This is a genomic window from Streptomyces sp. NPDC059524 (assembly GCF_042749255.1).
In the GTDB taxonomy this organism is placed as follows: domain Bacteria; phylum Actinomycetota; class Actinomycetes; order Streptomycetales; family Streptomycetaceae; genus Streptomyces; species Streptomyces xanthii.
The window spans coordinates 36,404-59,870 of sequence record NZ_JBHYTK010000014.1 but is presented as its reverse complement, the minus strand read 5'-3'; the positions used below and the strand labels follow the sequence as shown (position 1 = coordinate 59,870).

Below are 23,467 nucleotides of genomic sequence, written 5' to 3'. Positions count from 1 at the left end.
CGCGCGGCGCCGTTCCGCATCTCGGGAACGGGAAACCCCAGGTCAGACCGGGCCCCCAGGGTCAGACGAGGTCGACGAGGTCCGCGATGGAGTCGACGACGGTGGACGGCCGGAACGGGTACTTCTCGATGTCGGCGTCGCTGGTGAGCCCGGTCCGCACGAGGAACGTCTGCATCCCGGCCTCGAGCCCGGCCAGCACGTCGGTGTCCATCCGGTCGCCGATCATGGCGGCGGTCTCGGAGTGCGCCCCGATCGCGTTGAGCCCCGTGCGCATCATCAGCGGGTTCGGCTTGCCGGCGAAGTAGGGCTGCTTACCGGTCGCCTTGGTGATGAGCGCGGCGACGGCGCCGGTGGCGGGCAGCGGACCCTCGGTGGAGGGGCCGGTCTCGTCCGGGTTGGTACAGATGAAGCGGGCGCCGCCGTTGATGAGGCGCACGGCCTTCGTCATGGCCTCGAACGAGTAGGTTCGCGTTTCGCCCAGGACCACGTAGTCGGGGTCGTGGTCGGTGAGGACGTAGCCGATGTCGTGCAGGGCCGTGGTGAGGCCGGCCTCGCCGATGACGTAGGCGGTGCCGCCGGGACGCTGGGCGTCGAGGAACTTGGCGGTGGCCAGGGCGGACGTCCAGATGTTGCCGACCGGGACGTCGAGGCCCATGCGGTTGAGGCGGGCCTGGAGGTCGCGGGCCGTGTAGATCGAGTTGTTGGTGAGGACCAGGAAGGGCTTGCCCGACTCGCGCAGCTTCTTGATGAACGCGTCGGCGCCGGGGATCGGCACCCCCTCGTGGATCAGCACGCCGTCCATGTCGGTGAGCCACGATGCGATGGGCTTGCGCTCTGCCATGGAATGCACTCCTGCGGTCCGCGGTCGACACAACCGTGCCGGTTGTGTCGACCGTGTTGTCTGGGGCGCCGGGACGACACTGTGCCGACGCCCTCAGCCTAGTCAAGACCGGCTGATCTTGACCCCGTCGATCGTCCAGAACCAGTTGTTGGCCCCGGTGTAGCGGAAGTGGGCCTTCGCGCTGGTCGCGCCCGCGGGGACGGTCAGTGGGACGGTCTCCGTGCGGGAGGGGACGTCGGCCGTGTAGGTGCGGACGGGGACGGGGGCGGCGCCGTCGTAGGAGACGAGGACCTCGCCCTTCTGCGGGGCCTCCTGGCGGTAGAAGGTCGTGTAGGTGAGGGTGGCCGGGCGGCCGCCGGTGACCGGGAAGGCGGGGCTGGTCAGGGTCGAGTCGAAGGTGCCGGTGACGGTCTTGTCGGACCATTCGTCGCCGTCGGCCACGGCGAAGACGCCGCGGGCCCGCACGTTGCACTCGCGCTGCTGGTCGCGTTCGGCCTTGGTCCAGAACTCGTCGGTGGTGAAGGACCAGCCGCGCCATTCGGTGACGCCGCCGGTGCCCATCCGGGAGTTGTCGACGCTCCAGCCGCTCGGCGGGGTGTGCGTGAAGCCGATGACGCCCGATCCGATGCCGGTCTCGTCGACGGGCCCGCCCAGCCGGTCGCGCAGGGCGTCGAAGTCGTCGGGGAGGGGCTGCTGGACCGGGCGGCCGTCCAGGCCCCAGGCGGGGTCGAGGGCGATGCCGAGGTGAGCGAGGGCGGTGGCCGCGATGTCGGGCATCTTGACGTCGTGGCGGGTGGAGCCGGGCGCGGCCGTGCCGCCCGTCGCGATCATGAACGTCTGGCGTTCGGGCCAGGTGGAGCCGCCGTGGCCGCCCGCGTCGGTGTGCCCGTGGTCGGCGGTGACGAGGATCAGCCAGTCCTCGTTCCCGTACGTGGAACGGGACGTGACGGCGTCGACCATCGCGCCGACCTGGCCGTCGACGCCGTGGATCGCGTCGAGGTACTCCTGGCTCGCGGCTCCGTAGGTGTGGCCGGCGTGGTCGACGTTGTCGAGCTGGACGAAGACGGCGTCCGGGTTCGCGCCCTTGAGCCGTTCGACGGCGCGGGCGGTGGTGCCGGTGTCGTACTCGGCGCTCGGGGTGGAGACGCGAGTGTCGACCTTCGCGGAGAGGACGATGTCGGTGATCGGGGCCCAGGAGGAGACGGCGTACGTCGACAGCGACGGCTTCGCGGTCTCGATCCGGGTGAGGAAGTCGGGGTACTGGGCGAACTTGTGGCCGGTGAAGTTGTTGTCCTTCACGTTGTGCTTGTCGGGCCAGACGCCGGTGATGAGGGTGGACCAGCCGGGGCCGGACATGGTGGGCGCCATCGGGTTGGCGTAGATCGCGCTGGGGGCGGTGAGTCCGGCCGCCATGAGGGCCTTGAGGCGGGGTGCGTCGGCGTCCTTGATGCGGTTCAGGAGGGCGCCGTCGAGGCCGATGACGAGGACCTTCGGGGTCCGGGCGGCGCGGGCGCGGGCGACGGCGCTCTTCGCCGGGACGGTGAGGGCGAGTGCTGCGGTGGCGGAGCCGAGGAGCATCGAGCGGCGGGAGAGGCCGGACGGGGTGCGCGGCATGCGGGGGTCCTCCGGAGCGGGGCGGGCGGTCACGGGTGTCTGCGGGCGTGCGCGGGTGGTCCGACACCCCTGAAGGTTCAGAGGTGTTGGACCAGACCCGTTATCTTCTGGTGATGCGGGCGGGGAGCGCCATGGACATTCGTCGCCGCCCGATGGACTGAGCTGCGGGGCGGGCGGGGCTCAGCTGCCGGTGGCGGTCTTCCAGTCGTCGACGTACGTCTGGAGGTTCTTGTCGATGTCGTTCCAGTCCGGCTCGAAGATCTCGACGCCGTCCATGATCTTGGCGAGGGCGAGGGCGTTCTCGTCGGTGGCGTGGACGTCTCCGCGCGCGGAGAAGCCGCCGCCGATGGCGCTGACCTCCTGCTGCTGCTTGGTCGCGAGCATGAAGTCGAGGAGCTTCTTGCCGTTGGCGGTGTGCGGGGCGTTCTTCACGAGGCCGGCGGCGTAGGGCAGGGCGAAGGAGGTGGGCTTGCCGCCCTCGGTCTTCGGGAACCAGATGCCGAGGTTGGGCATGTCCTTGGACTGGGCGTAGTTCATCTGCACGTCGCCGTTGGCGACGAGGAGTTCGCCCTTGTCCACCTTGGGGGCGAGTTTGCCGGTGGAGGCGGACGGGCCGACGTTGTTGGCCTGGAGCTTCTTCAGGTAGTCCATGGCGGGCTGCTTGCCGCCGAAGTCGTGCATGGCCTTGACGACGACGGCGGTGCCGTCGCCGGCGACGCCCGGGGTGGAGTACTGGAGCTTGTTCTTGTACTTGCCGTCGAGCAGTTCCTGCCAGGTCCGCGGCGGCGTCTTCAGCTCCTTCTTGTTGTAGACGAAGCCGAAGTAGTTGTTGACGACGGAGGTCCAGGTGCCGTCGGCGCCCTTGTCTGCGCCGTCGACCTGGTCGGCGCCCTCGGGCGCGTACTTCGCGAGCAGGCCCTTGCCGCCGGCCTGCTGGATGAACGGGGGCAGCGTGACGAGGACGTCGGCCTGGGTGTTGGCCTTCTCGCGGACGGCGCGCTGCACGACCTCGCCGGAGCCGCCCTCCACGTACTCGACCTTGATGCCGGTCTTCGCGGTGAAGTCCTTGAAGACCTTGTCGTACCAGCCGTCGCCGTTCTCGCCCTTGAGGCCGTCGGCGCTGTAGACGGTGACGACCTTCTCGTCGGAGGCGGCGGAGCTGCCGCCGCAGCCGGTGAGCGTGGCGGCGAGGGCGAGGCAGCCGGTGACGGCGACGGCGGCGGTGAGGGTGTTCTTGCGCGGGTTCGCGGGCATGGCGAGGTGAACTCCTTGGAAGGACAGGGGTGTCGGCGGAGCGGGGCTCAGCGGTACGAGGCCTTGGTGCGGATGCGGGAGACGGCGAGCAGCACGAGCAGGGTGGCGCCCATCAGGACCACGGCGATCGCGGATCCGGTGAACAGGGAGCCGCGGTCGGTGGTGGCGTAGATCTGCACCGGCAGCGGCATCCAGTCCGGCGGGTAGAGCATCATCGTGGCGCTCAGCTCGCCCATGGACAGGGCGAAGCAGAGGCCGGCGGCCGCGTTCAGGGACGGCAGCAGCAGGGGCAGCTTCACCTTCCACAGGACGTACGCGGGCCGGGCGCCGAGCGACGCCGCGGCCTGCTCGTACGCCGGGTCGAGACGCACGATGGCGGCCGAGACCGACTGGTAGGCGAACGCGGTGACAAGAATGGTGTGCGCGAGGATGACGATCCAGCGGGTGCCGTTGAGCAGCATCGGCGGCTTGCTGAAGGCGACGAGGACGGCGAGGCCGACGACGACGGACGGCACGGCGACCGGCAGCATGAACAGGGTGTCCATCGCACGCCTGCCCCGCTTCTTCAGCGCGGCGGCGGCGAGCGCGGCCCAGCCGCCGACGACGAGGGCGAGCACGCCGGCGGTGACGGCGGTGACGAGGCTGGTGGTGAGCGCGGTGAGCGAGTCACCGCTGGTGGCGGCGTCGTAGTGCCCGGTGGTGAACCCGGAGGGCAGGGCCCCGGACCAGTTCCCGGCGAACGACGCGGCGAGGATCACGAGCAGCGGCACCGCGAAGAGCGGCAGGAAGAGCGCGAAGAAGAGGACCCAAACGGCCCACTTCCCGGCCCGGCTATGCACCAGCACGACGGCTCACCGCCCGGTAGACGCCGTAGAGCCCGACGGAGATCAGCACGTTGACGACGGCGACGACGCAGGCGCCGGGGTAGTCCGACTCCAGGATCGCCTTGCCGTAGACGAGCATCGGCAGGGTCGTGACGCCCTTGGCGCCGGTGAACAGGACGATCCCGAACTCGTTCAGGCACATCACCAGGACGAGGGACCCGCCGGCGGCCAGCGCCGGCAGCGCCTCGGGGAGCACGATCTGCCGGACGATCCGCCAGGGCCGGGCGCCCAGCGACGACGCCACTTCCAGCTGCGCCGTGTCGATCTGGGAGAACGCCGCGAGCAGGGGCCGCATCACGAACGGCGTGAAGTACGTGATCTCGGCGAGGAGAACACCCCAGGGCGTGGACAGGAACTGGAACGGTCCGGTGGCGGCGCCGGTGACGTCCGTCCACAGCCCGTTGGCCATGCCGGCCTGCCCGTACACGAAGAGCAGGGCGAGGGTGATGAGGAAGGACGGGAAGGAGAGGAAGACGTCGATGAACTTGGCGACGGCCTTCCCGCCGGGGAACGGCACGAACGCGATGACCAGCGCGAGGGCGAAGCCGAGGACGAGGCATCCGGCGGTCGATCCGGCGGCGAGCCACACCGTCGTGCCCAGCGCATCGCGGAACGCCTCGGAGGCGAACACGTCGCGGTACGGCTGGACGGACGTGCCGCCGCTGTCGGGCCGGAAGGACTGCTGGACGACGAGGAACAGCGGGTAGAGGAAGACGAGCGCGAGCCCGGCGACGGGTGGCAGCGCCCACACCCAACCGCCCATGCTTCTACGGGACTTGAGGGCACCGCGCATTGCGGGCGCCCCGATGGCGGCACTAGTCATCGCGCGCCCCCGTTCCCGCTCCCGCTCCCGCTCCCACACCGGCGCCGATCAGTACGGCGTCCTCGGGCGCGAAGTGGACGGTGACGGTGTCGCCGGGGGCGGGCGGGGTGCGCAGTTCGCGCAGGTCGGCCTTGACCTGGTGGCCGCCGATGTCGACGAGGAGGCGGTGGGTGGAGCCGCGCCACTGGACCTCGGCGACCTCGCCGGTGAGCGCGTTGGGCCCGTCGCCGAGTCCGACGAGGTGGGGCCGGACGCAGAGGGTGGCGGAGGCTCCGGCCGCGGCGTCCGGGGCGGCGACCTTCAGTTCGGCGGTCCCGAAGGTGACGGCGGAGCCCGAACCGACCTGGACGGGAAGGAGGTTGGCGTTGCCGACGAAGGAGGCGGTGAACTCCGTGCGGGGCTTGCGGTACAGGTCCTGGGGTGTGCCGACGTCCTGGAGCCGGGCGCGGTCCATGACGGCGATCCGGTCGGCGAGGGTGAGGGCCTCGACCTGGTCGTGGGTGACGTAGAGGATCGACACGTCGGGCAACTCGCGGTGCAGCCGGGCCAGTTCGGCGAGCATGCCGGAGCGGAGCTGCGCGTCGAGCGCGGAGAGCGGTTCGTCGAGGAGCAGGACGTCGGGGCGGACGGCGAGGGCGCGGGCGATGGCGACGCGCTGCTGCTGGCCGCCGGAGAGCTCGCGCGGGTGGCGTTCGGCGTAGGCGCCCATGCCGGTCATCTCCAGCGCCTCGGTGACCCGGCCGGGTATCTCGGCCTTGGGCACCTTCCGCGCGCGCATGCCGAAGGCGACGTTGTCCTTCACCTTCATGTGCGGGAACAGCGCGTACTGCTGCACGACCATGCCGATCCCGCGCCGGTGCGGCGGCAGGTCGGTGACGTCGCGCCCGCCGATGAACACGCGCCCGGCGGCGGGCCGCACGAAGCCGGCGACGGCCCGCAGCGCGGTCGTCTTGCCGGAGCCTGAGGGCCCGAGCAGGGCCATGACCTCGCCCGGCTCGACGGTCAGGTCGAGGGAGTCGAGGACGGTGTTCCCGCCGTAGGCGACGGACACCCGGTCGAACCGGATGCCGCTGCGGGCGCCCGGAGGGTCGGTCAGCTTTTCCATCAGTCCCGCTCGTTCGCAGTCGGCTCGATGACTCTCACGGCGGCTACGTTCGTGGGATCGGGTGTCCCGGACGGGTCCGGCCGGGAACGGGCCGGTGAACGACCCCCCAAGCTTGGCCCAGACCCGTTATCGCGGCGTTACATACGGAGTTGGGGGCGGGCCCGTCGAGTCTTTCGCCGACTACTGGCTGTCGGCGCCGAGGCGGGTCGTGAAGGAGAAGCGGTCGCCGCGGTAGAGGGTGCGGACGCGTTCGGTGGCGCGGCCCGCCGGATCGTAGGAGACGCGGTGGATGAGGAGCATCGGGAGGGCGGGCGGCGTGCCGATGAGGAGGGCCTCGCGAGGGGTGGCGAGGACGGTCTCGATGCGTTCGTCGGCCGAGCCGAAGTCGATGCCGAGCCGCTCGTGGACGTAGGAGTAGAAGGAGGAGTCCGGGTCGAACTCGGTGTCGAGGTGCGGCATGCGGGCCACGGCGACGTAGGTGGACTCGAGGCCGACGCGTTCGTCGTCGGCGAGCAGGACGCGCTCCATGTGCCAGACGGGCTCGCCGTGTTCGAGGCCGGTCTCGGCGGCGAGCGCGGGCGGGCAGGGGAAACGGTCGAGGCCGATGAGCGTGCGGCCGGGGCGGCGGCCCTGGCGGCGGACGCCCTCGGTGTAGGAGGCGAGGGAGAGGGGCTGGGCCAGTTTGGGGCCCGCGGCGACGGTCCCGCGGCCCTGGCGGCGCAGCCGCCCCTCCAGGAGCAGTTCGCGCAGGGCCTGGCGCACGGTGTCGCGGGAGACGGCGTACCGGACGGCGAGATCGCGCTCGGTCGGCAGCGTCTCGCCCTCGGCCAAGTCGTTGAGCAGTGCGGTCAGTTGGGCCTTGACCGCGTAGTACTTGGGGATGCGTCCGTGCTCGGGCACGCCGCCGCGCACGGGGGCGCCGGGGTCCAGGTCGTTCGGGTAGTCCACGCGGGGATCGTCGCAGACGTGGGTGAACCGCCGGCGCCGGGTACCGGTCAGTGGCGCCGGGCCGCCGTGCGGCGCCGGATCAGGAGGAGTGCGGCGGCGCCGCCGAGCAGGCAGAGGCCGGCCGTGGCGGCGAGGGCGGTGAGGGGGGCTTCGGGGCCGGTGCGGGCCAGTTCGCCGGCGAGGGTGGTTCCGCCGGGGCGGTCGGAGGTGGCGGCGTCCCCGCCCCCGTTCTCCGCGTCGGCCCGGGCCTCCCCTGCCTCTTCCTCTCCTCCTCCCTCGTCGTCGGTGACGATGTCGAAGGGGTAGTGGCCGGACTCCCCGACCCAGTCGCCGTCGTCGTCCCTGCGCTGGACGAGGGCGGCGTCGGCGACGACGTGGTCGGGGCGGGCGTCCTCGCTGAACGCGAGCCGTACCGGCACGGTGACCGTCTCGCCGGGCTCCACGGAGAAGCCGCCGGTGTCCGCGCCGATGACGCCCACGTTCTCGTCCTGGTCGGTGTGCTCGAAGGCGACGGGGTGCCAGCGGGTGCCGTCGCGGAACTCGAGCCGGATGCCCGTGGGGCGGAGTTTCCTGCTGTCGTCCACGAGGACGAGGACGGGGTGCAGGGCGGTACAGCGGGTGAGGGTGCGGTTGGTGAGGGTGATCGACCAGGTGCGGGGGTCGGCACCGGGGAGGTAGGTGTCGGGGCCGGCGTCGATGCGGGTGGTGATCGGGAAGCGGGCGGGGGCGGGGGCGGTTTCGCAGGCGCGGGGGGCGGCGGTCGCGGTGGGGTTCAGGGGGAGGGTGAGGGCGGCGGCGGTGAGGGCGAGGGCGGTCGGGCGGCGCAGTCGCATGCGGTTGCTCTGCCTTTGCTGGTCGCGGAACCGGGTCAGCCAGGCTGGCACCCTTGCCGGTCCCCGCCTCGCCCGGCACGCCTGGGCTCCGCCCGGCTCCCCTCGATCGGACCAGTACGACTGTCATTCCGGGGGGGTGGGGCAGGGGCCCGCCGTGAGGGCCTCGCGCCGTCGCTGACTGCTGCACCGTCGTGGTTGCTCGCACAGTTCCCCGCGCCCCTGAAGGGCAGACTCCGTGCGCCCCCAGGGGCCCCGTTGGTCGCACCCCGTGACGGAGTCGCTGATCGGGCACAGCCCCGCGTCGGAGGCCCCGGTCAGGCCCGCCGGGACGGGACCGCGCCCGTGCCTCGGCCGAAGAGCGGGGCCAGGATGAGTTGGGCGGCGCCCTCCACGACCAGGGTGGGGCCGCCCGGCGCCGAGCGCACCGGTATCGAGCGGCCCCCGCCTCCGCGCCGGGCCCGCGTCTCCACGACGGCGCCGACTCCTCGTACGAAGAGGTCCTCCGCCGCGCTCACCGTCCGGCCCCCGAGCAGCACCGCGTCGATGTCGAGCAGGCCGACCAGGTTCCCGGCGCCCTCCCCGAGGACCCGTGCCGCCTCCTCGACGTCCCCGGCGGCGACGGCGGCCAGGCAGATCGCCTCGATGCAGCCCCGGTTCCCGCACTCGCACGGAGGCCCGTCCAGCTGGATCACCTGGTGCCCGAACTCCCCGGCCCCGGTCCGCTCCCCCCGGTACAGCGCCCCGTCGAGCACGAGCCCCGCCCCGAGTCCCGTCCCCAGATGCAGATACGCGAACGAACGCCCGCCCTCCCCCGCGGCCCCGACCAGCGCGAGCCCGAGCGCCGCCGCGTTCGTGTCCTTGTCGACGACGACCGGCAGCCCGAGCCGCTCGGCGAGCGCGTCCCGCAGCGGGAAGCCGTCCCACTGCGGGAATCCGGTGACCCGGTGCAGCACGCCCCCGGCGTGATCGAGCGGTCCCGGCACGGCGACGCCGACCCCGAGCACGGAGTCGCCCCCGGCCGCTTCCCCTTCGGCGAGCAGCTGGTCGATCTCGCAGGCGGCGGTGGTCAGGACCGCGTCGGCCCCGGCCCCGAGGTCCAGGGGGGCGCGCCGCGCGGCCACCACGTCCCCGGCGAGGTCGGTCAGCACGGTCCGCAGTTCGTCCCGGTCCAGGTGGAGCCCGACCGCGTGCCCGGCTCCGGCGACGAGCCGCAGCACGGTGCGCGGCTTGCCGCCGGTCGAGGCGCGCCGGCCCGCCTCGACGACGAGTCCGTCGGCGCGCAGCCGCGCCGTGATCTTGCTGACGGCCTGCGGGGTCAGACCGGTGCGCTCGGCGAGCTCCAGGCGGCTGATACCGGGTTCGCCCGCGGTGCGGAGGAGGTCGAGGACGAGCGCGGCGTTGTGCCCGCGCAGGGCCGCGAGGTTCACCCCCGTGCTGGGGCCGACATGGGTGACGTGCGTGTTCACCTGGCCATTGTGCCTCCCGCTTGCACTTTGGCAACAGCGTTGCTTAAGTGGGTGCATGACTGGCACGACTGGTACGACTGGCATGAATGGTGGAAGCGGGCCGCTCCGCGTGGGGCTCGTCGGATACGGCCTGGCGGGTTCCGTCTTCCACGCCCCGCTGATCGCCGCGACCGAGGGCCTCGTCCTCGACACGGTCGTCACCTCGAACCCCGAGCGGCAGGAGCAGGCCCGCGCCGAGCACGGCGCCGGGCTGCGCTTCGCCGGGCGCCCCGAGGAGCTGTGGGCGCGGGCCGGCGAGCTCGACCTGATCGTCCTCGCGTCGCCGAACAAGACGCACGTACCGCTCGCCACCGCCGCCCTGGAGGCCGGCCTGCCGGTCGTCGTGGACAAGCCGATCGCGGGCACGGCGGCCGAGGCCCGGACGCTCGCCGCCCTCGCCGAGGAGAAGGACCTGTTCCTCTCCGTCTTCCAGAACCGCCGCTGGGACAACGACTTCCGCACCCTCCAGCGGCTCCTCGCCGACGGCACGCTCGGCGACGTGTGGCGTTTCGAGTCCCGCTTCGAGCGCTGGCGCCCGCGCCCCAAGGGCGGCTGGCGCGAGTCGGGGAACCCGGAGGAGATCGGCGGTCTCCTCTACGACCTCGGCAGCCACGTCGTCGACCAGGCCCTGGTGCTGTTCGGCCCGGCGGCCTCCGTGTACGCGGAGTCGGACGTGCGCCGGGCGGGCGCGGAGGCGGACGACGACACGTTCATCGCGATCACGCACGCGAACGGGGTCCGCTCGCACCTCTACGTCTCCGCGACCACCGCCCAGCTCGGGCCGCGCTTCCGCGTCCTCGGCTCCGAGGCGGGCTATGTGAAGTACGGCCTGGACCCGCAGGAGGCGGCGCTGCGCGAGGGTGAGCGGCCGCGGGCGGGGAAGCCGTGGGGCGTGGAGCCCGAGACGATGTGGGGCCGCGTCGGCTCCGGAGAGTCCCCGCTGACCGGCGGCGGCACCCCGGTCCCGACGGCCGACGGCGACTACCCGGCCTACTACGCCGCCGTCGCCGCGGCGCTGCGCGACGGCGCCCCGAACCCGGTGCCGGCCACGCAGGCCGCCGCCGCGCTCGACGTCCTGGAGGCGGCGCGGCGCTCCGCCCGCGACGGACTGGTGGTGACCCTGTGACCGCGAACGAGACCCCTTCGGTGGCGGAGCTGGAGGAGCAGGAGCGCACTCTGATCCTCGACTCGTTCTCGTACGAGGACGCGTGGCGGCTCGGCACCCTGCTCGTGGAGCTGGCGCGCGGGCGCCAGGCGCCGGTCGCGATCGACATCACGCGGGGCAGGCAGCAGGTGTTCCACGCTGCGCTGCCCGGTTCGACGCCGGACAACGACGCGTGGATCGCCCGCAAGCGGCGGGTCGTGGAGCGCTATCACGCCTCGTCCTACCTGGTGGGGAGCCGGTTCCGCGCCAAGGGCACGACGTTCGAGGCGTCCTCCCGCCTCGACCCCGACGTGTACGCGGCCCACGGCGGCGCGTTCCCCCTCCGGGTACGGGACGCGGGCGTCATCGGCGTCGCCACGGTCTCGGGCCTCCCCCAACTGGAAGACCACGCCTTGGTGACAGAAGCCCTGACCGCGTTCATGGCGTAACGGGCACGCCAAGGCCGAGATGCCCCTGGGGGCGCACGAAGTGTGCCCCTCAGGGGCGCGGGGAACTGCGCGACCAGCCACGACGGCGCAGCACCCGACCACGACACAAACCCCTACGGCGCGAACCGCCCGCCCCCCCCGGCGGAGCCCTACGCCGGCTTGAGTTCCTGACGCTGGCGCCCGAGCCCGTCGATCTCCAGCTCCACGACGTCCCCGGCGCGAAGGTACGGCTTGGGCTCGGGCTGCCCCATGGCCACGCCGGCCGGCGTCCCGGTGTTGATGACGTCGCCGGGGTACAGGGTCATGAACTGGCTGACGTACCGCACGACCTCGGCGACCGAGAAGATCTGGTCGGCCGTGCTGCCGTTCTGCTTGAGCTCGCCGTTCACCCAGAGCCGGAGGCCGAGCGCCTGCGGGTCGGCGACCTCGTCGGCGGTGACGAGCCACGGGCCCAGCGGGTTGAACGTCTCGCAGTTCTTGCCCTTGTCCCACGTGCCGCCGCGCTCGATCTGGAACTCGCGCTCGGACACGTCGTGGGCGACCGCGTACCCCGCGACACAGGCGAGCGCGGCCTCGTGGGACTCGACGTAGCGGGCCGTACGTCCGATGACCACGGCCAGCTCCACCTCCCAGTCGGTCTTCTGCGAACCGCGCGGCACGAGCACCGTGTCGTGCGGCCCGACCACCGTGTCCGCCGCCTTGAAGAAGACGACGGGCTCGGCGGGCGGCTCGGCACCGGTCTCGGCGGCGTGGTCGTGGTAGTTCAGGCCGATGCACACGACCTTGCCGATCCGGCCGACCGGGGCCCCGACGCGCAGTCCGGCGGCGTCGAGCGCGGGCAGCTCGCCGGAGGCCGCGGCGGCACGGACCCGGTCGAGCGCGGCGTCGTCCGCGAGCAGCGCCCCGTCGACGTCGGGCACGAGGCCCGACAGGTCGCGCAGGATGCCCCCGTCGTCGAGGAGCGCGGGGCGCTCGGCTCCGGCGGGACCGACTCGCAGCAGCTTCATGGTGTAACTCCCTCTGATCTAGGAGGAGCCCCGAAGGCCAGGTGCGGCGTCAAGCCATCGGAGGTCTGGTCGATCCTCCAAGCTCCCCGTCCAGTCCGCAAGACCCCGTTCACGGACTGGACCCACCGGGGCCGCGGGGCCCGTCAGAGCGCGGGCGCGGCGGCGGCCCCGTACGGCATGTCCCGGTACAGGACGGCGCGCTCGACGGCGCTCCACGTCGTGGAGGTCACGATGTAGAGCGCGGCGGCGAGCGGCACGAACGCCACGGAGAAAAGGGTCATGAAGGACATCAGCGGCATGAGCCGGTTCATCGCCGCCATGCCCGGCACCTGCTGGCCTCCGCCGTCACCGCTGGCCTCGGGCCGCGCGGACAGCGCCATCTGTCGCTTGGTCCGCCGGTAGTTGAACGTGGCCACGGTCGCGACGAGCGCGAACAGCGCCACGTACACGAGCCCCTGCTCGCCGAGGAGCCCGCCGTGTCCGAGCGCGTCCGCGAACCGGCCGCCGAGCGGGGCGCCACCCAGGGTGTGCCCGAGGAGCTCGTTGGGGTCGCCGCCGATGCTGCGGCTGGAGAACAGGTGGTAGAGCAGGAAGAACGCCGGCATCTGGAACAGCATCGGCAGGCACCCGGACAGCGGCGAGACCTTCTCCTCGCGGTGCAGTTCGAGGATCGCCTTCTGCAGCGCCTCGGGGTTCTTCTTGTGCTTCTTGCGCAGCTCGGCGATGCGCGGCTGCAGCTTGAGGCGTTCCCGCTGCCCGCGCGCCCCGGCCCGGGACAGCGGGTGGACGAGGAGGCGGACGAGCGCGGTGAACAGGACGATGGCGGCGGCCGTGGAGGCGCCGTGGAAGAGCGGGTCGAGCACGTCGGCGAGGCCTGCGACCAGGCTCGCGAAGACGGACATGAACGACGACAGGATGGACGACATGAGTGGTGAGCCCTCCGGGGGTCTCGTCGTGCCGGGACAGAGAACGGACTGCGCGGCGTGACGGACTGCGGAGGGAGGGGCCGGTCACCGGGGACCGGGCCGGGTCAGCAGGCCGTCGGGACGAGACGTCCGGGTGCTCGGGGCCTGGTGCGGCCCCGCGCGTCGGGATCGCGCTGGGGCAGGAACGCGGTGCGCTGCTCCCGGTCGCGGATGGCCGTGCGGACCCGGGTGGGCGGCACGGCGGGCGCGCTGCGCGCGGCGAGCACGGAGCAGACGGTGAGGGCGGAGCCCACGGCGGCGGTCGCGGCGAGGGCGACGGCCCCGGCGAGGCTGCCGGTGTCGACGACGACGGCCTCGACGAGCAGGAACAGCAGGAGCGCGACGGGGCGCAGGGCGGCGCCCCAGGTGTTCTTCCTGTCCATGCGCTCCCCTCCGTTCCTCGTCCGCTCCGGGTCCTGTCCCGCTCCGTCAGTTATACAGGCACCCGGTCGTGCGGCGGCGGGTCGATCGGGTCCCGGGCGAGGAGCTCGTGGTCCGGCCGGGGATCGCGGTCCGCCGGCCGCACGTAGGTGATCAGGAGGGTGACGGCGAGGTTCGCGGCGAGGGCGACGATGCCGGCGTTCACTCCGAGCACCGGATCGTGCTCGCTGAAAACGAGCGCGCACACGACAGCGACGCCGACCGTGAGCCCGCCGACCGCCGCGGCGAAGCTGAGCCGCCGCCACAGCAGCCCGACGAGCAGCATGGGGACGAGCTGGGCCATGCCCTCGTAGGAGATGAGGGAGAGCCGGACGAGGGTGTTGGGCGCGGCGTAGGTGAGGATCAGGGCGAGGCCGCCGGCGATGACGACGACGATCTGCGAGCCGGTCTTCTGCGCCCGTGACGAGTCCTGCCAGCGGGGCACGAGCGACAGCACGCTGCTGCCCCACATTGTGCCGATGACCAGCATGAACACGGCCATCGGCACGATCGAGGAGAGTGCGGCGGCGACCCCGATGACGCCGACGGCCCAGGCGGGCAGCGAGTCGACGACTAGCTTGAACAGGGCGAGGTTCGACTCGGCGCCGGTCAGTCCGGGCACGACGAACAGGGCGGCCATGCCGAGCAGCATCGGCACGAAGAGCAGGACGTTGTAGGCGGGCAGCCAGATCGCGTTGCGGCGCAGCGCGTCGGCGTTGCGTGCCCCGAGGTAGCCGGCGACGGTGGTCGGGAAGATGACGACGGTCAGCGCGTTGAGGACGGTCGTGGTCGCGAACCAGCCCTGCCCGTACGGGCTGCCCCCGGCGCCCGGCAGCGTCAGCCACGCGCTCTTCTCGTCGACGAGCCGCCCCATGAAGTCCCCGTAGCCGTCGAAGTAGTGCAGCGGCACGTACACGGCGAGGAGGGCGAGCGTGACGATGACGAGGAGGTCCTTGAGGACGGACACCCAGGCGCTGCCGCGCAGGCCGCTGACGACGACGAACGTGGTGGTGACGGCGAAGCCGACGAAGTAGGCCCAGTTCAGGCTGACGGCGCCGTAGGAGATCGTCGAGACGACGACGCCCATGCCGGTGATCTGCAGCTGGATGTACGGGAGCAGGAAGACGGTGACGAGGATCGCGACGGCGGCGCCGAGCCAGGGCCGGCCGTAGCGGTGGGCGATCATGTCGGTGATGCTGACCAGGCCGTGGGTGCGGGCGTACGACCACAGCATCGGACCGACGACGTAGCCGACGGCGTAGCCGCAGGACATGTAGGCGACGACGTAGAGGACGGGCGCGCCGAAGTTGTAGCCCCAGCCGGCGGCGCCGAGGTAGCTGAAGCTGGTGTAGCCCTCGCCGGCCATGAGGACCCAGATGAAGACGGCGCCGAGGCTGCGGCCGCCGACGGACCACTCGGTGAGCCCGCCGCCGCGTCCCTTGCCGCGCACGGCGAGCAGTCCGAGGGCGACGGTGGCGACCATGAAGGCGCCGAACAGGGTGGTGGCCACGGCCGCGTCGCTCATCGCCGGCCCCCTTCGGCTTCGGTTTCCGCTTCCGCTTCCGTGCGCAGCCTGCGGTCCCCGCGCCAGGTCAGCCCGACGGCGACGGGCGTGAGCAGGGTGGCCGCGAACAGCCATACGAAGAGGAAGGGCACCCCGAGCAGGACCGGCTCGACCCGGTTCGCGAGCGGGAGCGCCCCGGCGTACAGCACGAAGGGCACGAGGAGCCAGAGCAGATGGGGCCGTCGCTTGATCACGGACGACGACCTTACTCAGTGACGGTTCAGCGGGGCCGCATGGACCGCAGCTCGCCCCACACGACGAGCCGGTACCGGGAGGTGAACTCGGGGGTGCAGGTGGTGAGCGTGATGTAGTACCCGGGTTCCGTGTATCCGGCGCCGCGCACGACGCGGCTGCGCGGCACCGGTGCGATGACGCCGCCGTCGCGGGCGGAGGTCTGCGCGAGGCTCTTGTCGACGACGTACGTGTAGGTGGCCTGTTTCGTCTCGACGGTGAGGGTGTCGCCGCGGCGCAGCCGGTTGATGTAGCGGAACGGTTCGCCGTGGGTGTTGCGGTGCCCGGCGAGCGCGAAGTTCCCGGCCTGGCCCGGCTGGGCGGTGCCCGGGTAGTGGCCGGCGTAGCCGTGGTTGAGCACGCTCGCCTTGCCGACGCCCTGCGCGACGGGCACGCGCAGGCCGAGGCGCGGGATGCCGAGGACGGCGTAGGCCTGGTCCCAGCGGGGGGTCTGGCGGGCGGCGCGGGCGCCGGTGCCCGTACCGGTACGGGTGCGCGGGCCGCTGTCCACGGCGGGGTCGTCGTCCTGCGGCGTGGACTCCTCGGCGGGATCCGGCGACCGCGCGGCCCCGCCGGCGTCGGGCGGCGAGTCCCCGGGCCGCTCCCACTCCCGCTCCAGGGCCTGCACCTGCCGTTCGGCGCCCGCCTTCGCCTCCCGGTTGGTCCACCACAGCTGGTGCGCGACGAACAGCAGGAGCACGAGCCCGAGTGTCACGGCGCCCTCGGCCCCGTTCCACAGGGCGCGGCGCATCCGGGACCGGCGGGGCGGTGCCCCCTGGGCCACGGTCCGGGGTCGGCGTCGGTCGTCCTCCGTACGCTGCAGCAGCACGCGCGCAGGGTAGACGCCGCGGCCTCAACTCACCAGGGTCGTGCGAGGTGCGGGCCCCGGAGCCGGGGCGCGGGGCGTCTCACCTGTGTCTGTCGCAGGTGTCTTGGGCGGGCGATCGGCCCCTCCCCCGGCCCGCGGCAGTACCGTGTTCTGCATGCGCCCCGACACGCCTGCCACGCCCGCCGAGAACGACCACGCCGATCACGTCGCGGAAGCCGAGCGCCTGGAACGCACCGCGTCCCTCTACCCCGAGGACTCCGAGCCCCTGCTCCTGCAGGCCGCGGCCCACTACGAACTGGCCGAGGCCCGCGACCGCGCGACCGGCCTCTACGACGGCCTGCTGTCCTCCGAAGGCCTGCACAACGGCTCCCTGGTCCGCGCCCTGAAGGCCGCGAACCTGTGGGAGTACGGCCACGAGGCCGAGGCCCGCGCGATCATCACCGGCCTGCGGGCGACCGCGCCGCAGGACCCGGCGCCGTGGGTGATCATCGCGGAGTCCCTGGAGGCGCACGACGAGCTGGAGCAGGCGCACGAGACGTTCACGGAGGCCCTGACACTGCTGGTGTCCGAGGCGGAGCGGGACGCCGGCGAGGTCCCTTACGCCCGGCATCCGCTGGTCCTGGGCCGGCACCGGGTCCGCCGGCTGCTCGGCGCGGACCACGACGTGTGGGACGCGCTCGCGGACCGCGTGAACCGCGCCTCCGTCTCCCTCGACGAACTCCACGACCCCAAACGCCTGTGGGCCCTCGGCTCGGACAACCCGGCCGACCTCCAGGCCGAGATCACGCGCCTGCGCGCGGAGTTGGGCTCGTACCGCGAGGCCCTGTCCCGCCCGTTCCCCGTCGCGGTCCTGCACTGGCCCTCGACCGAGTACGCCGAACTCATCGCCGCGTACCCCGCCCTCTCCGCCGAATACCCCTCCTACGAAGCCCACTTGGCGTCGATAGAGGGTGCGCTGCGGGAGCTCGCCGCGTCCGGCACCCGGAACCTGGGCATCGTCACGGGCACGGTCCCCTCCTACGAGGCCTTCGCCGCGTCCGAGGCCTCCTCCCCCGACGACGCGACCCTCCTCCCCCAGTACGCCACGACCCTCGCCGCCCGAGGCCGCGCCGTACCGTGGCCGCCGGAGGCGGGGGCGGCCTGCTGGTGCGGGTCGGGGTCGGCTTACGGGGAGTGTCACGGGGCGTAGGGCCCAGCGTCCGTCGCCCGGCGTGTCGTGCGCGCCGGGCGACGGCGGGCTCAGGAACCCCACCTCAACTCCCCCCACCTGCACCCCACTTGACGACGCCCACCACCTCCCGGGCGATCTCGCCCACGGACCACCCGTCGGTCGCCACCCGCACCGTGTCCGCGGGCACCTGCTCGTCCAGCAGCCGCGCCTTGCGCGCGCTGCTCCTCAGCTCGTCCTCCAGTTCGGAGCCGATCTCCCGCCCCGCGAGGCGGGCCCGGGCCGTCTCGTGCTTGTACGTCTCCGAGACCGCGATCTGGTGGTACGCGCTCTTGACCCTGCCCTCCGCGCAGGCCAGCGGAAACTCCAGCCCGATCGGCCGCACGGTCACCTTCAGCGCGCCCCTGCCCTGACAGTTGACCATGATCGACAGTGGCCGCTTCCTCGACTTCCTTACCCCACCGTCGAGTTCGACCACGCGACTCCCCCGCGCCGAGGTCCGGATCGCGCTCTGTTCAAGAAGCTGACTGACCGTCACCATGAGACAGGCGCGGAGCTTTGGCGCGCGGGCGCATCGCGAGGGGGACGGGATGAGCGAGTCAGCGAACGACACCGAGGGCACCGGCGTACTCATCGTGCTCGGACTGACGATCGCGCTCTCCGTGGCGTGGGCGTACGTCGTCAAGGACCAGGGGGAGCTGATCACCTGGGGCGCCCTGCTGATCGCCGGGATCACCGGGGCCGCGGCGGGCAGTCAGAGCAAGGGCAGTCAGACGGTCGGCCTGACCTGCGCGATCGCCGCCCCGCTCGGCACGTACCTGGGCACGCTGCTCGGCATCAGCCTGATCGCCGTCACCCCGCTCGGCGGCGACTTCAGCGACGCCTGGACCCTCCTGACCGAGCACACGAGCGAGGCGGCGAAGGTCTTCAAGATGGAGGCGCAGGACCGGGACTGGGTGTTCCTGTTCCTGTCGGCGCCGGTGGGGTACGTGGCGACGACGGCGATGGACGACTGACCTCCCTCAGCACGGGTGGGCGAACCCGGTCGTCCGGCGTCCGTCGGGCGAGGTCGACGGAACCGGCCGTCGCGGCGGCGCGGATGCGGGCTCGCCCTCGCCTTCCGCGCGTCACACGGCGGGCCACTCCGCGACGATCTCGCGGCAGCGGCCAGCGCGCCGGGCGGTCGGGCCGTCCGTAGCGGCGAGCTCGGACAGGGTCACGAGCGTATAGGTGACGATCTCGCCGTCGGGGGCTGTCCGCCGGAACGCCGCGGCGGCGTCCTCGACCGTGCGGTCCGGTTCGAGGAGGAGCGCCCTGAGCAGGCCGAAGACCTTGCCCCAGTCCTCGTCGTCCACGGGAGTGCGGAGCAGTTCGCGCCACCGTGTCTCGCATGCGACGAATCCGTGCACCAGCGTGTCGAGCAGCAGCAGTTCGAACTGCGCCTCGTACTCCTCGACGCCCTCCAGTCCTGCCGCTCGTTCGAAGTCCTCGCGTGCGCGCTCATGGTGTCCCGCCTGACGCAGCCAGCGGCCGCGCTCCCGAACCACCCAGCCCTCTTCGGGACTCATCGCGAGGGCGGCGTCCAGGTCCCTGAACGCCTCCTCGGTCCTGCCTGCCAGATGGTGGGCCTGTCCGCGGGACGCCAGGACCCAGGACTCGTCCGGGTCGATCGCGAGGGAGGCGTCGAAGTCCGCGATCGCGCTGTCGAGCCGGCCCGCGAGCCGGTGCGCCTCGCCGCGCAGGGCGAGGGCCTCCGCGCGGTCAGGGGGGTCGAGGGCCAACACGGCCGTGCGGTCACGCACCGCGGCGTCGTAGTTCCCCGTCATCCGGTGGGTGTTGCCGCGCAGGGCCAGGGCCCAGCCGTAGTCGGGGGCGAGGGCGAGGGCCGCCGTGAGATCCCGTACCGCGGCCTCGTAGCGGCCGGCCAGCCGGTGGGCGAAGCCGCGCCCTGCCAGGACCTCGGGATCGTCGGGAACGAGAGCGTGCGCGGCGTCGAAGTCGGCGACGGCCGCGTCGTACCGACCCGCCTGACGATGGGTGCTGCCGCGCTCCTCCAGGGCCCAGGCGTAGTCGGGCCTGACGTCGAGCGCGGCGGTGAGGTCCGCGACCGCGTCCTCGAGCCGCCCTGCCGACCGGTGGACGAGGCCTCTCCTGGCAAGGGCCCAGGCGTAGTCGGGCGAGAGCTCCAGCGCGGCGGTGAAGTGTGCCACAGCCTCGTCCCACCGCTCGGCGGCCTGATGTACGGCTCCCAGCTCGGCCAGGATCCGTTCCTTCGTCGGCGCGAGAGCCAGCGCGGCAGAGAGATCGGTGATCGCCTCGTCCAGGTGGCCGGCCTGCCGGAGGACGGTCCCCCGCACGGCCAGCGCCCGGGCATTCGCCGGGTCGATCTCCAGAGCGGCGGTCTGGTCACGCACGGCGTCGTCGTAGCGGTCGGCCAGCCAGTGCATCTCGCCGCGAGTGATCCTGAACGACGCGTTGCCCGGGTCGAGTTCGATCGCGGTGTTCAGGTCGGCGATGGCATCGTCCAGGCGGCCCGCGTCCCGGTGGGCCTCGCCGCGCGCCTCGAAGAGGAGCGCCTCGCCCGGCATCAGGTCGATCGCGGTGGTCAGGTCGGCGACCGCCTCGTCGTGCCGGCCCGCGTCCTGGTGGGCGTCACCGCGGTTCGTGAACGCCCACGCGTCGGCCGGGTCCCGCTCGATCGCCGCCGTGAGGTCCGCGACGGCCTCCTCGTAGTGGCCCGCGAGCCGGTGGGCCTCGCCGCGCCACGCGAGCGCCCAGTACGTGGGTGAGAGGTCGAGCGAGGCGGTCAGGTCGGCGATCCCCTGGTCATGACGCCCCTGCCAGGCGTGCAGGGCACCGCGGGTCGCGAGGGCGTGCCGCCGAATGTCGGTGGGTGTCTCCACGCGGTCCAGTTCGCGGTCGAGCGCGGCGAGCACCTCGTCGTCCCGGTCGGCGTAGAAGAGCTGCCGGCAGCGGTGGACGCGGGCCCAGGAGGCCACCTCGGACGGCAGCACGCCGCGCGCCAGCAGCATGTCGAGCACGGCGAGTTCGGAGTCGGCGGTACGCAGCCGCGCCGCCCACGCCCGCAGGTCGCGGTCATCGGTGTCCCGGGCCGCCTGCTCCCACGTGTCGACCCACTCCTGCAGCATCGCCGCGGTCCGGCCCGCCGCGTGCACCGTGAGTTCGAGTGCGCCCTCCAGCCCGGCGACCGGGTCGGCGCACATCCGGTGGTACTCCTCGGCCATCCGGTGCCGCCGCCACCGGGCGTCCTGCCACAGCCCGTCGGCCGGGAGCCGGCTTTCGATCGCGGCCCGCCATCCCGCCTGCGCCTCGGCGAGCCGCAGATGCGCCGCCGTCCAGCGCTGCGGCGACTCCAGGCGCTGCTGGCGCACCATGCCGGCGCGCACCACCTCGTGGTACTGCTTGAAGTCCCCGTGGCCGCTGACGAACGGCTGCTCGTTCAGCCATCCCCACAGGTGCCGCCCTTCCTCGGGCGCGACGGCGGCGAACACGTCCTCGTTCAGCTGTGGCGCCAGCGCGCAGGCCAGCACCGTCTTCTGCTGGTCGGCGTCGCTGATCCACCGCACGAAACGCTTCACGACGGCCTCGATCGCGTCCCCGCCGTCCACCAGCCCCCCGCCGTTCACCGACCCCCCGGCGGCGTGCGCCCGCCCGCCGGCGTCGGTCTGCTCGGGTGGGGTCAGCGCCAGCAGTTCCACGAGCAGCGGCAGCCCCAGGGACAGCTGGTACACCGCGTCGACCCGGGCCGGGTCGGACACTCCGCGCGCCGCGAGCAGGGCCCGCGTCTCGTCCTCGGTGAACACCTCGAGGGGCAGGTCGTTCACGAGGTGCCGCAGCGGAGCCCAGTCCCGCTCGGACAGCTCCTCCCGCCCCGCGAGCACCACCATCACGTTCACCGGCAGCGGCCCGAACGCGTCCTGCACCAGGTCCCGTACCCACGCGTCCAGATGGCGCCCGGTCTGCTCCCACGTGTCGAAGAACAGCACGACCCAGCGGTGCTGGCGGCACAGCCGCTCCAGCTCCGTGACGAACGCGCGGGACAGCCCGCTCGCATCGGCGGCCATCCCGCGCCGGCCACGGCCCCGGGCGCTCTCCCGCAGCCGGTCGATTCCCAGCGCCGCGGTGTCGGGGTTCGCCATCGAGGTCACCGCCCCGGCCCCGGGGACGAACGACAGCGCCCCGAACGTGGCCTGTGCCACCACCCGGCTCGACAGCGAGGCTCCACCGGCTCCGTCCGCCGGCTCCTCTCCCGCGGCCGCCTGCTCCCGCGCCTGCTGCTCGAACTGCTCGACGGCCCGGTCGAACCCCTTGAGCACCCCGGCCTCACGGGCGATCTGCCGCGCCAGCTCCGTGAGTGCCTGCGGCACCCCGTGCGCGTCGTTCTCGTCGACCACCGCCGTCAGCGCCCCGGCCCGCTGCGCGGCCTCCCGCCACTGCCGCAGCAGCGTCGACTTCCCCACCCCGCCGAGCCCATGGACGCAGAACAGGAAATCCGCGGGGTCGCTCTCCGAGAGCGGGTCCTTGGCGAGGTTGTCGCTGAACAACGAGAGCTGCGCCCGCCGTCCCACGAACTGCGCCTGGGTACGCTGCCGGATCAGCTCCCCGCGCGACCGCCGCCGCTCCTGCGCCGCCATTCCCGCCCCCTCGTCAGACCCGCCTGCGCTCCCGTTCTACACCGGACGCGGCGGCCGGCGGGTCCGGTACGAGTCACTGACCCGCCCCCGCCCGACGATCACCCTCGCGGGCAGTCCATCTGCCCGCGCGCCGCCGGTTCGCACTCCTGAATCTCCTGGGTGCTGAACTCGTACATCTGCGCGGGGTGCTCCGCGATGCCGTGCACAGAGAACGGCTTCCCGTTGTCGGTGATGTCCTGGGTGTGGGTCCCGTCCGCGTCGACGTACGTGACCTCGAACGCCTTCCAGGTGCAGTCCTTCGTACCGGACGTCACCTGCACGCGCAGCCCGCCGGGCGTGGCCCCGTTGCCGAGGTCGATCTTCTTGTGGGCGAAGTACGGCTTGCCGTAGTCGTTGGTGGGCTCGGTGAGCAAGGGGACGTCCGCCGAGCGCGTGAGATCGAACAGCATGCCCTCGTATCCGCCGTCGCCCTCGCCGCGGGTCACGACCACGGTGTTCGCCTTGGCCGGCGTGCACTTCACGCCCTTCGCACGCATGCCGTTGATGACGAAAGCGGCCTTGCGGTCGCTGATCAGGTCCACGAGCCACGCCTGGGAGTAGCCCCTCCATGGCGAACGCATCGAGGGGTTCCAGACGTCGGACAGGTACACGCCGCGGGCGTGATGCGCCTTGGCGAACGGCCGCAGGTCCTTGGGCGGCCCGACGAGCTGCGCCTTCTCCGCGTCCGTGAACGGGGCGTCGTAGAGCGACGCCTCGGTGTACTCGGTGTCCGCCTTGACGCTCGCGGTGAACGCGGGCCCCGCTCTGTCGACCTTGTCGTCGGCCTCGCTGGCGACCTTGGCGTCGTGCTCCGAGAAGATCCAGTCGACCCCCTTGGTCACGAGGAACAGCACGACGGAACTGGCCACGAGCCAGCCCACCCGGAGATAGATCTTCCGGTTCCGCGTACGCCGGTCGGCGCCGGCGGCCTCGGGCATGACGCTCTGCACGACGTCGTCGACGAACGACAGCCGATTCCTGCCGCCGTCGTCGGCTCCGGCCGGACTGCCGACCCCACGGCCGGTTCCGGCCCCACTGCCGGTGCCCGTCGGACTGCCGGTGCCCGCCGGACTGCCGGTTCCGGCCGGTCTGCCGTCCGAAGGCGCGGCCTCCCCAGGCCGCCCTCGTTCCGCCATAGGTACGTACACCCCTACCCGATGTAAATGACAACAGTGAAACGGCAGTTGAT

At 72.5% G+C, this 23,467-nt stretch carries 22 protein-coding genes; 4 read left to right on the top strand and 18 right to left on the bottom strand.

Annotated features, from left to right (window positions below):
- Window positions 1-61: 61 nt before the first annotated feature.
- From ACFW9D_RS06690 to ACFW9D_RS06650, 9 genes are all read right to left on the bottom strand, one after another.
- Entirely contained in the window at window positions 62-841 is a 780-nt protein-coding gene (locus ACFW9D_RS06690) for an HAD-IIA family hydrolase (protein WP_384618671.1), read from the bottom strand.
- 102 nt (window positions 842-943) lie between these two features.
- A complete protein-coding gene (locus ACFW9D_RS06685; RefSeq protein WP_384618670.1) occupies window positions 944-2,455 on the bottom strand; it encodes an alkaline phosphatase family protein in 1,512 nt (503 codons plus the stop codon).
- A gap of 180 nt (window positions 2,456-2,635) precedes the next feature.
- Entirely contained in the window at window positions 2,636-3,709 is a 1,074-nt protein-coding gene (locus tag ACFW9D_RS06680; protein WP_384618667.1) for a 2-aminoethylphosphonate ABC transporter substrate-binding protein, read from the bottom strand.
- A 47-nt stretch (window positions 3,710-3,756) separates the two neighbouring features.
- Window positions 3,757-4,554 (bottom strand): ABC transporter permease, encoded by a 798-nt coding sequence (locus ACFW9D_RS06675; RefSeq protein WP_384618664.1) that lies wholly within the window; start codon window positions 4,552-4,554, stop codon window positions 3,757-3,759.
- Complete coding sequence (locus ACFW9D_RS06670; RefSeq protein WP_384618718.1) at window positions 4,541-5,386, bottom strand: 2-aminoethylphosphonate ABC transporter permease subunit; 846 nt, start codon at window positions 5,384-5,386, stop codon at window positions 4,541-4,543. Before ACFW9D_RS06670 ends, ACFW9D_RS06675 begins: the two co-directional genes overlap by 14 nt.
- Window positions 5,387-5,408: 22 nt before the next feature.
- Window positions 5,409-6,521, bottom strand: a complete 1,113-nt coding sequence (locus tag ACFW9D_RS06665; RefSeq protein WP_384618662.1) for an ABC transporter ATP-binding protein — start codon at window positions 6,519-6,521, stop codon at window positions 5,409-5,411.
- Between the two features lie 180 nt (window positions 6,522-6,701).
- Window positions 6,702-7,469 (bottom strand): GntR family transcriptional regulator, encoded by a 768-nt coding sequence (locus ACFW9D_RS06660; RefSeq protein WP_384618656.1) that lies wholly within the window; start codon window positions 7,467-7,469, stop codon window positions 6,702-6,704.
- A 47-nt stretch (window positions 7,470-7,516) separates the two neighbouring features.
- Window positions 7,517-8,302: a hypothetical protein gene (locus tag ACFW9D_RS06655; RefSeq protein WP_384618654.1), complete on the bottom strand. Its 786-nt coding sequence runs from the start codon at window positions 8,300-8,302 to the stop codon at window positions 7,517-7,519.
- A 314-nt stretch (window positions 8,303-8,616) separates the two neighbouring features.
- The gene (locus tag ACFW9D_RS06650) at window positions 8,617-9,768 is read right to left on the bottom strand and encodes an ROK family transcriptional regulator (protein ID WP_384618652.1); all 1,152 of its coding nucleotides are present in this window, start codon (window positions 9,766-9,768) and stop codon (window positions 8,617-8,619) included.
- A gap of 55 nt (window positions 9,769-9,823) precedes the next feature.
- Between ACFW9D_RS06650 and ACFW9D_RS06645 the strand changes: the two genes are divergently transcribed.
- Both ACFW9D_RS06645 and ACFW9D_RS06640 read left to right on the top strand, forming a co-directional pair.
- On the top strand, window positions 9,824-10,933 hold the full coding sequence (locus ACFW9D_RS06645; protein WP_188338700.1) for a Gfo/Idh/MocA family oxidoreductase: 1,110 nt from the start codon (window positions 9,824-9,826) through the stop codon (window positions 10,931-10,933).
- The gene (locus tag ACFW9D_RS06640) at window positions 10,930-11,400 is read left to right on the top strand and encodes a heme-degrading domain-containing protein (RefSeq protein ID WP_384618648.1); all 471 of its coding nucleotides are present in this window, start codon (window positions 10,930-10,932) and stop codon (window positions 11,398-11,400) included. Before ACFW9D_RS06645 ends, ACFW9D_RS06640 begins: the two co-directional genes overlap by 4 nt.
- 149 nt (window positions 11,401-11,549) lie before the next feature.
- Here ACFW9D_RS06640 and ACFW9D_RS06635 read toward each other — a convergent pair whose 3' ends face one another.
- The 6 genes from ACFW9D_RS06635 to ACFW9D_RS06610 form a co-directional block, all read right to left on the bottom strand.
- Window positions 11,550-12,407 (bottom strand): fumarylacetoacetate hydrolase family protein, encoded by an 858-nt coding sequence (locus ACFW9D_RS06635; protein ID WP_384618646.1) that lies wholly within the window; start codon window positions 12,405-12,407, stop codon window positions 11,550-11,552.
- A gap of 143 nt (window positions 12,408-12,550) precedes the next feature.
- Complete coding sequence (locus ACFW9D_RS06630; RefSeq protein WP_384618715.1) at window positions 12,551-13,321, bottom strand: YidC/Oxa1 family membrane protein insertase; 771 nt, start codon at window positions 13,319-13,321, stop codon at window positions 12,551-12,553.
- A 116-nt stretch (window positions 13,322-13,437) separates the two neighbouring features.
- The gene (locus ACFW9D_RS06625) at window positions 13,438-13,755 is read right to left on the bottom strand and encodes a DUF6412 domain-containing protein (protein ID WP_384618643.1); all 318 of its coding nucleotides are present in this window, start codon (window positions 13,753-13,755) and stop codon (window positions 13,438-13,440) included.
- A 50-nt stretch (window positions 13,756-13,805) separates the two neighbouring features.
- Complete coding sequence (locus tag ACFW9D_RS06620; protein ID WP_384618641.1) at window positions 13,806-15,317, bottom strand: sodium:solute symporter; 1,512 nt, start codon at window positions 15,315-15,317, stop codon at window positions 13,806-13,808.
- Window positions 15,314-15,550 (bottom strand): DUF3311 domain-containing protein, encoded by a 237-nt coding sequence (locus ACFW9D_RS06615; RefSeq protein ID WP_384618639.1) that lies wholly within the window; start codon window positions 15,548-15,550, stop codon window positions 15,314-15,316. Before ACFW9D_RS06615 ends, ACFW9D_RS06620 begins: the two co-directional genes overlap by 4 nt.
- A gap of 26 nt (window positions 15,551-15,576) precedes the next feature.
- The gene (locus ACFW9D_RS06610; RefSeq protein ID WP_384618713.1) at window positions 15,577-16,338 is read right to left on the bottom strand and encodes a class E sortase; all 762 of its coding nucleotides are present in this window, start codon (window positions 16,336-16,338) and stop codon (window positions 15,577-15,579) included.
- 232 nt (window positions 16,339-16,570) lie between these two features.
- Between ACFW9D_RS06610 and ACFW9D_RS06605 the strand changes: the two genes are divergently transcribed.
- Window positions 16,571-17,605, top strand: coding sequence for an SEC-C domain-containing protein (locus ACFW9D_RS06605; RefSeq protein WP_384618636.1), 1,035 nt, complete (start codon window positions 16,571-16,573; stop codon window positions 17,603-17,605).
- 64 nt (window positions 17,606-17,669) lie between these two features.
- Here ACFW9D_RS06605 and ACFW9D_RS06600 read toward each other — a convergent pair whose 3' ends face one another.
- Window positions 17,670-18,008: a hypothetical protein gene (locus tag ACFW9D_RS06600; RefSeq protein WP_384618633.1), complete on the bottom strand. Its 339-nt coding sequence runs from the start codon at window positions 18,006-18,008 to the stop codon at window positions 17,670-17,672.
- A 166-nt stretch (window positions 18,009-18,174) separates the two neighbouring features.
- Here ACFW9D_RS06600 and ACFW9D_RS06595 point away from each other — a divergent pair, with 166 nt between their 5' ends.
- Window positions 18,175-18,600 carry a hypothetical protein gene (locus ACFW9D_RS06595; RefSeq protein WP_188338690.1) on the top strand — a complete coding sequence of 142 codons (426 nt, stop codon included), beginning with the start codon at window positions 18,175-18,177 and terminating at the stop codon, window positions 18,598-18,600.
- A 111-nt stretch (window positions 18,601-18,711) separates the two neighbouring features.
- Here ACFW9D_RS06595 and ACFW9D_RS06590 read toward each other — a convergent pair whose 3' ends face one another.
- Together ACFW9D_RS06590 and ACFW9D_RS06585 are read right to left on the bottom strand one after the other, a co-directional pair.
- Entirely contained in the window at window positions 18,712-22,239 is a 3,528-nt protein-coding gene (locus ACFW9D_RS06590) for a tetratricopeptide repeat protein (protein WP_384618630.1), read from the bottom strand.
- A 98-nt stretch (window positions 22,240-22,337) separates the two neighbouring features.
- Entirely contained in the window at window positions 22,338-23,414 is a 1,077-nt protein-coding gene (locus ACFW9D_RS06585; protein ID WP_384618628.1) for a hypothetical protein, read from the bottom strand.
- Window positions 23,415-23,467 lie beyond the last annotated feature (53 nt).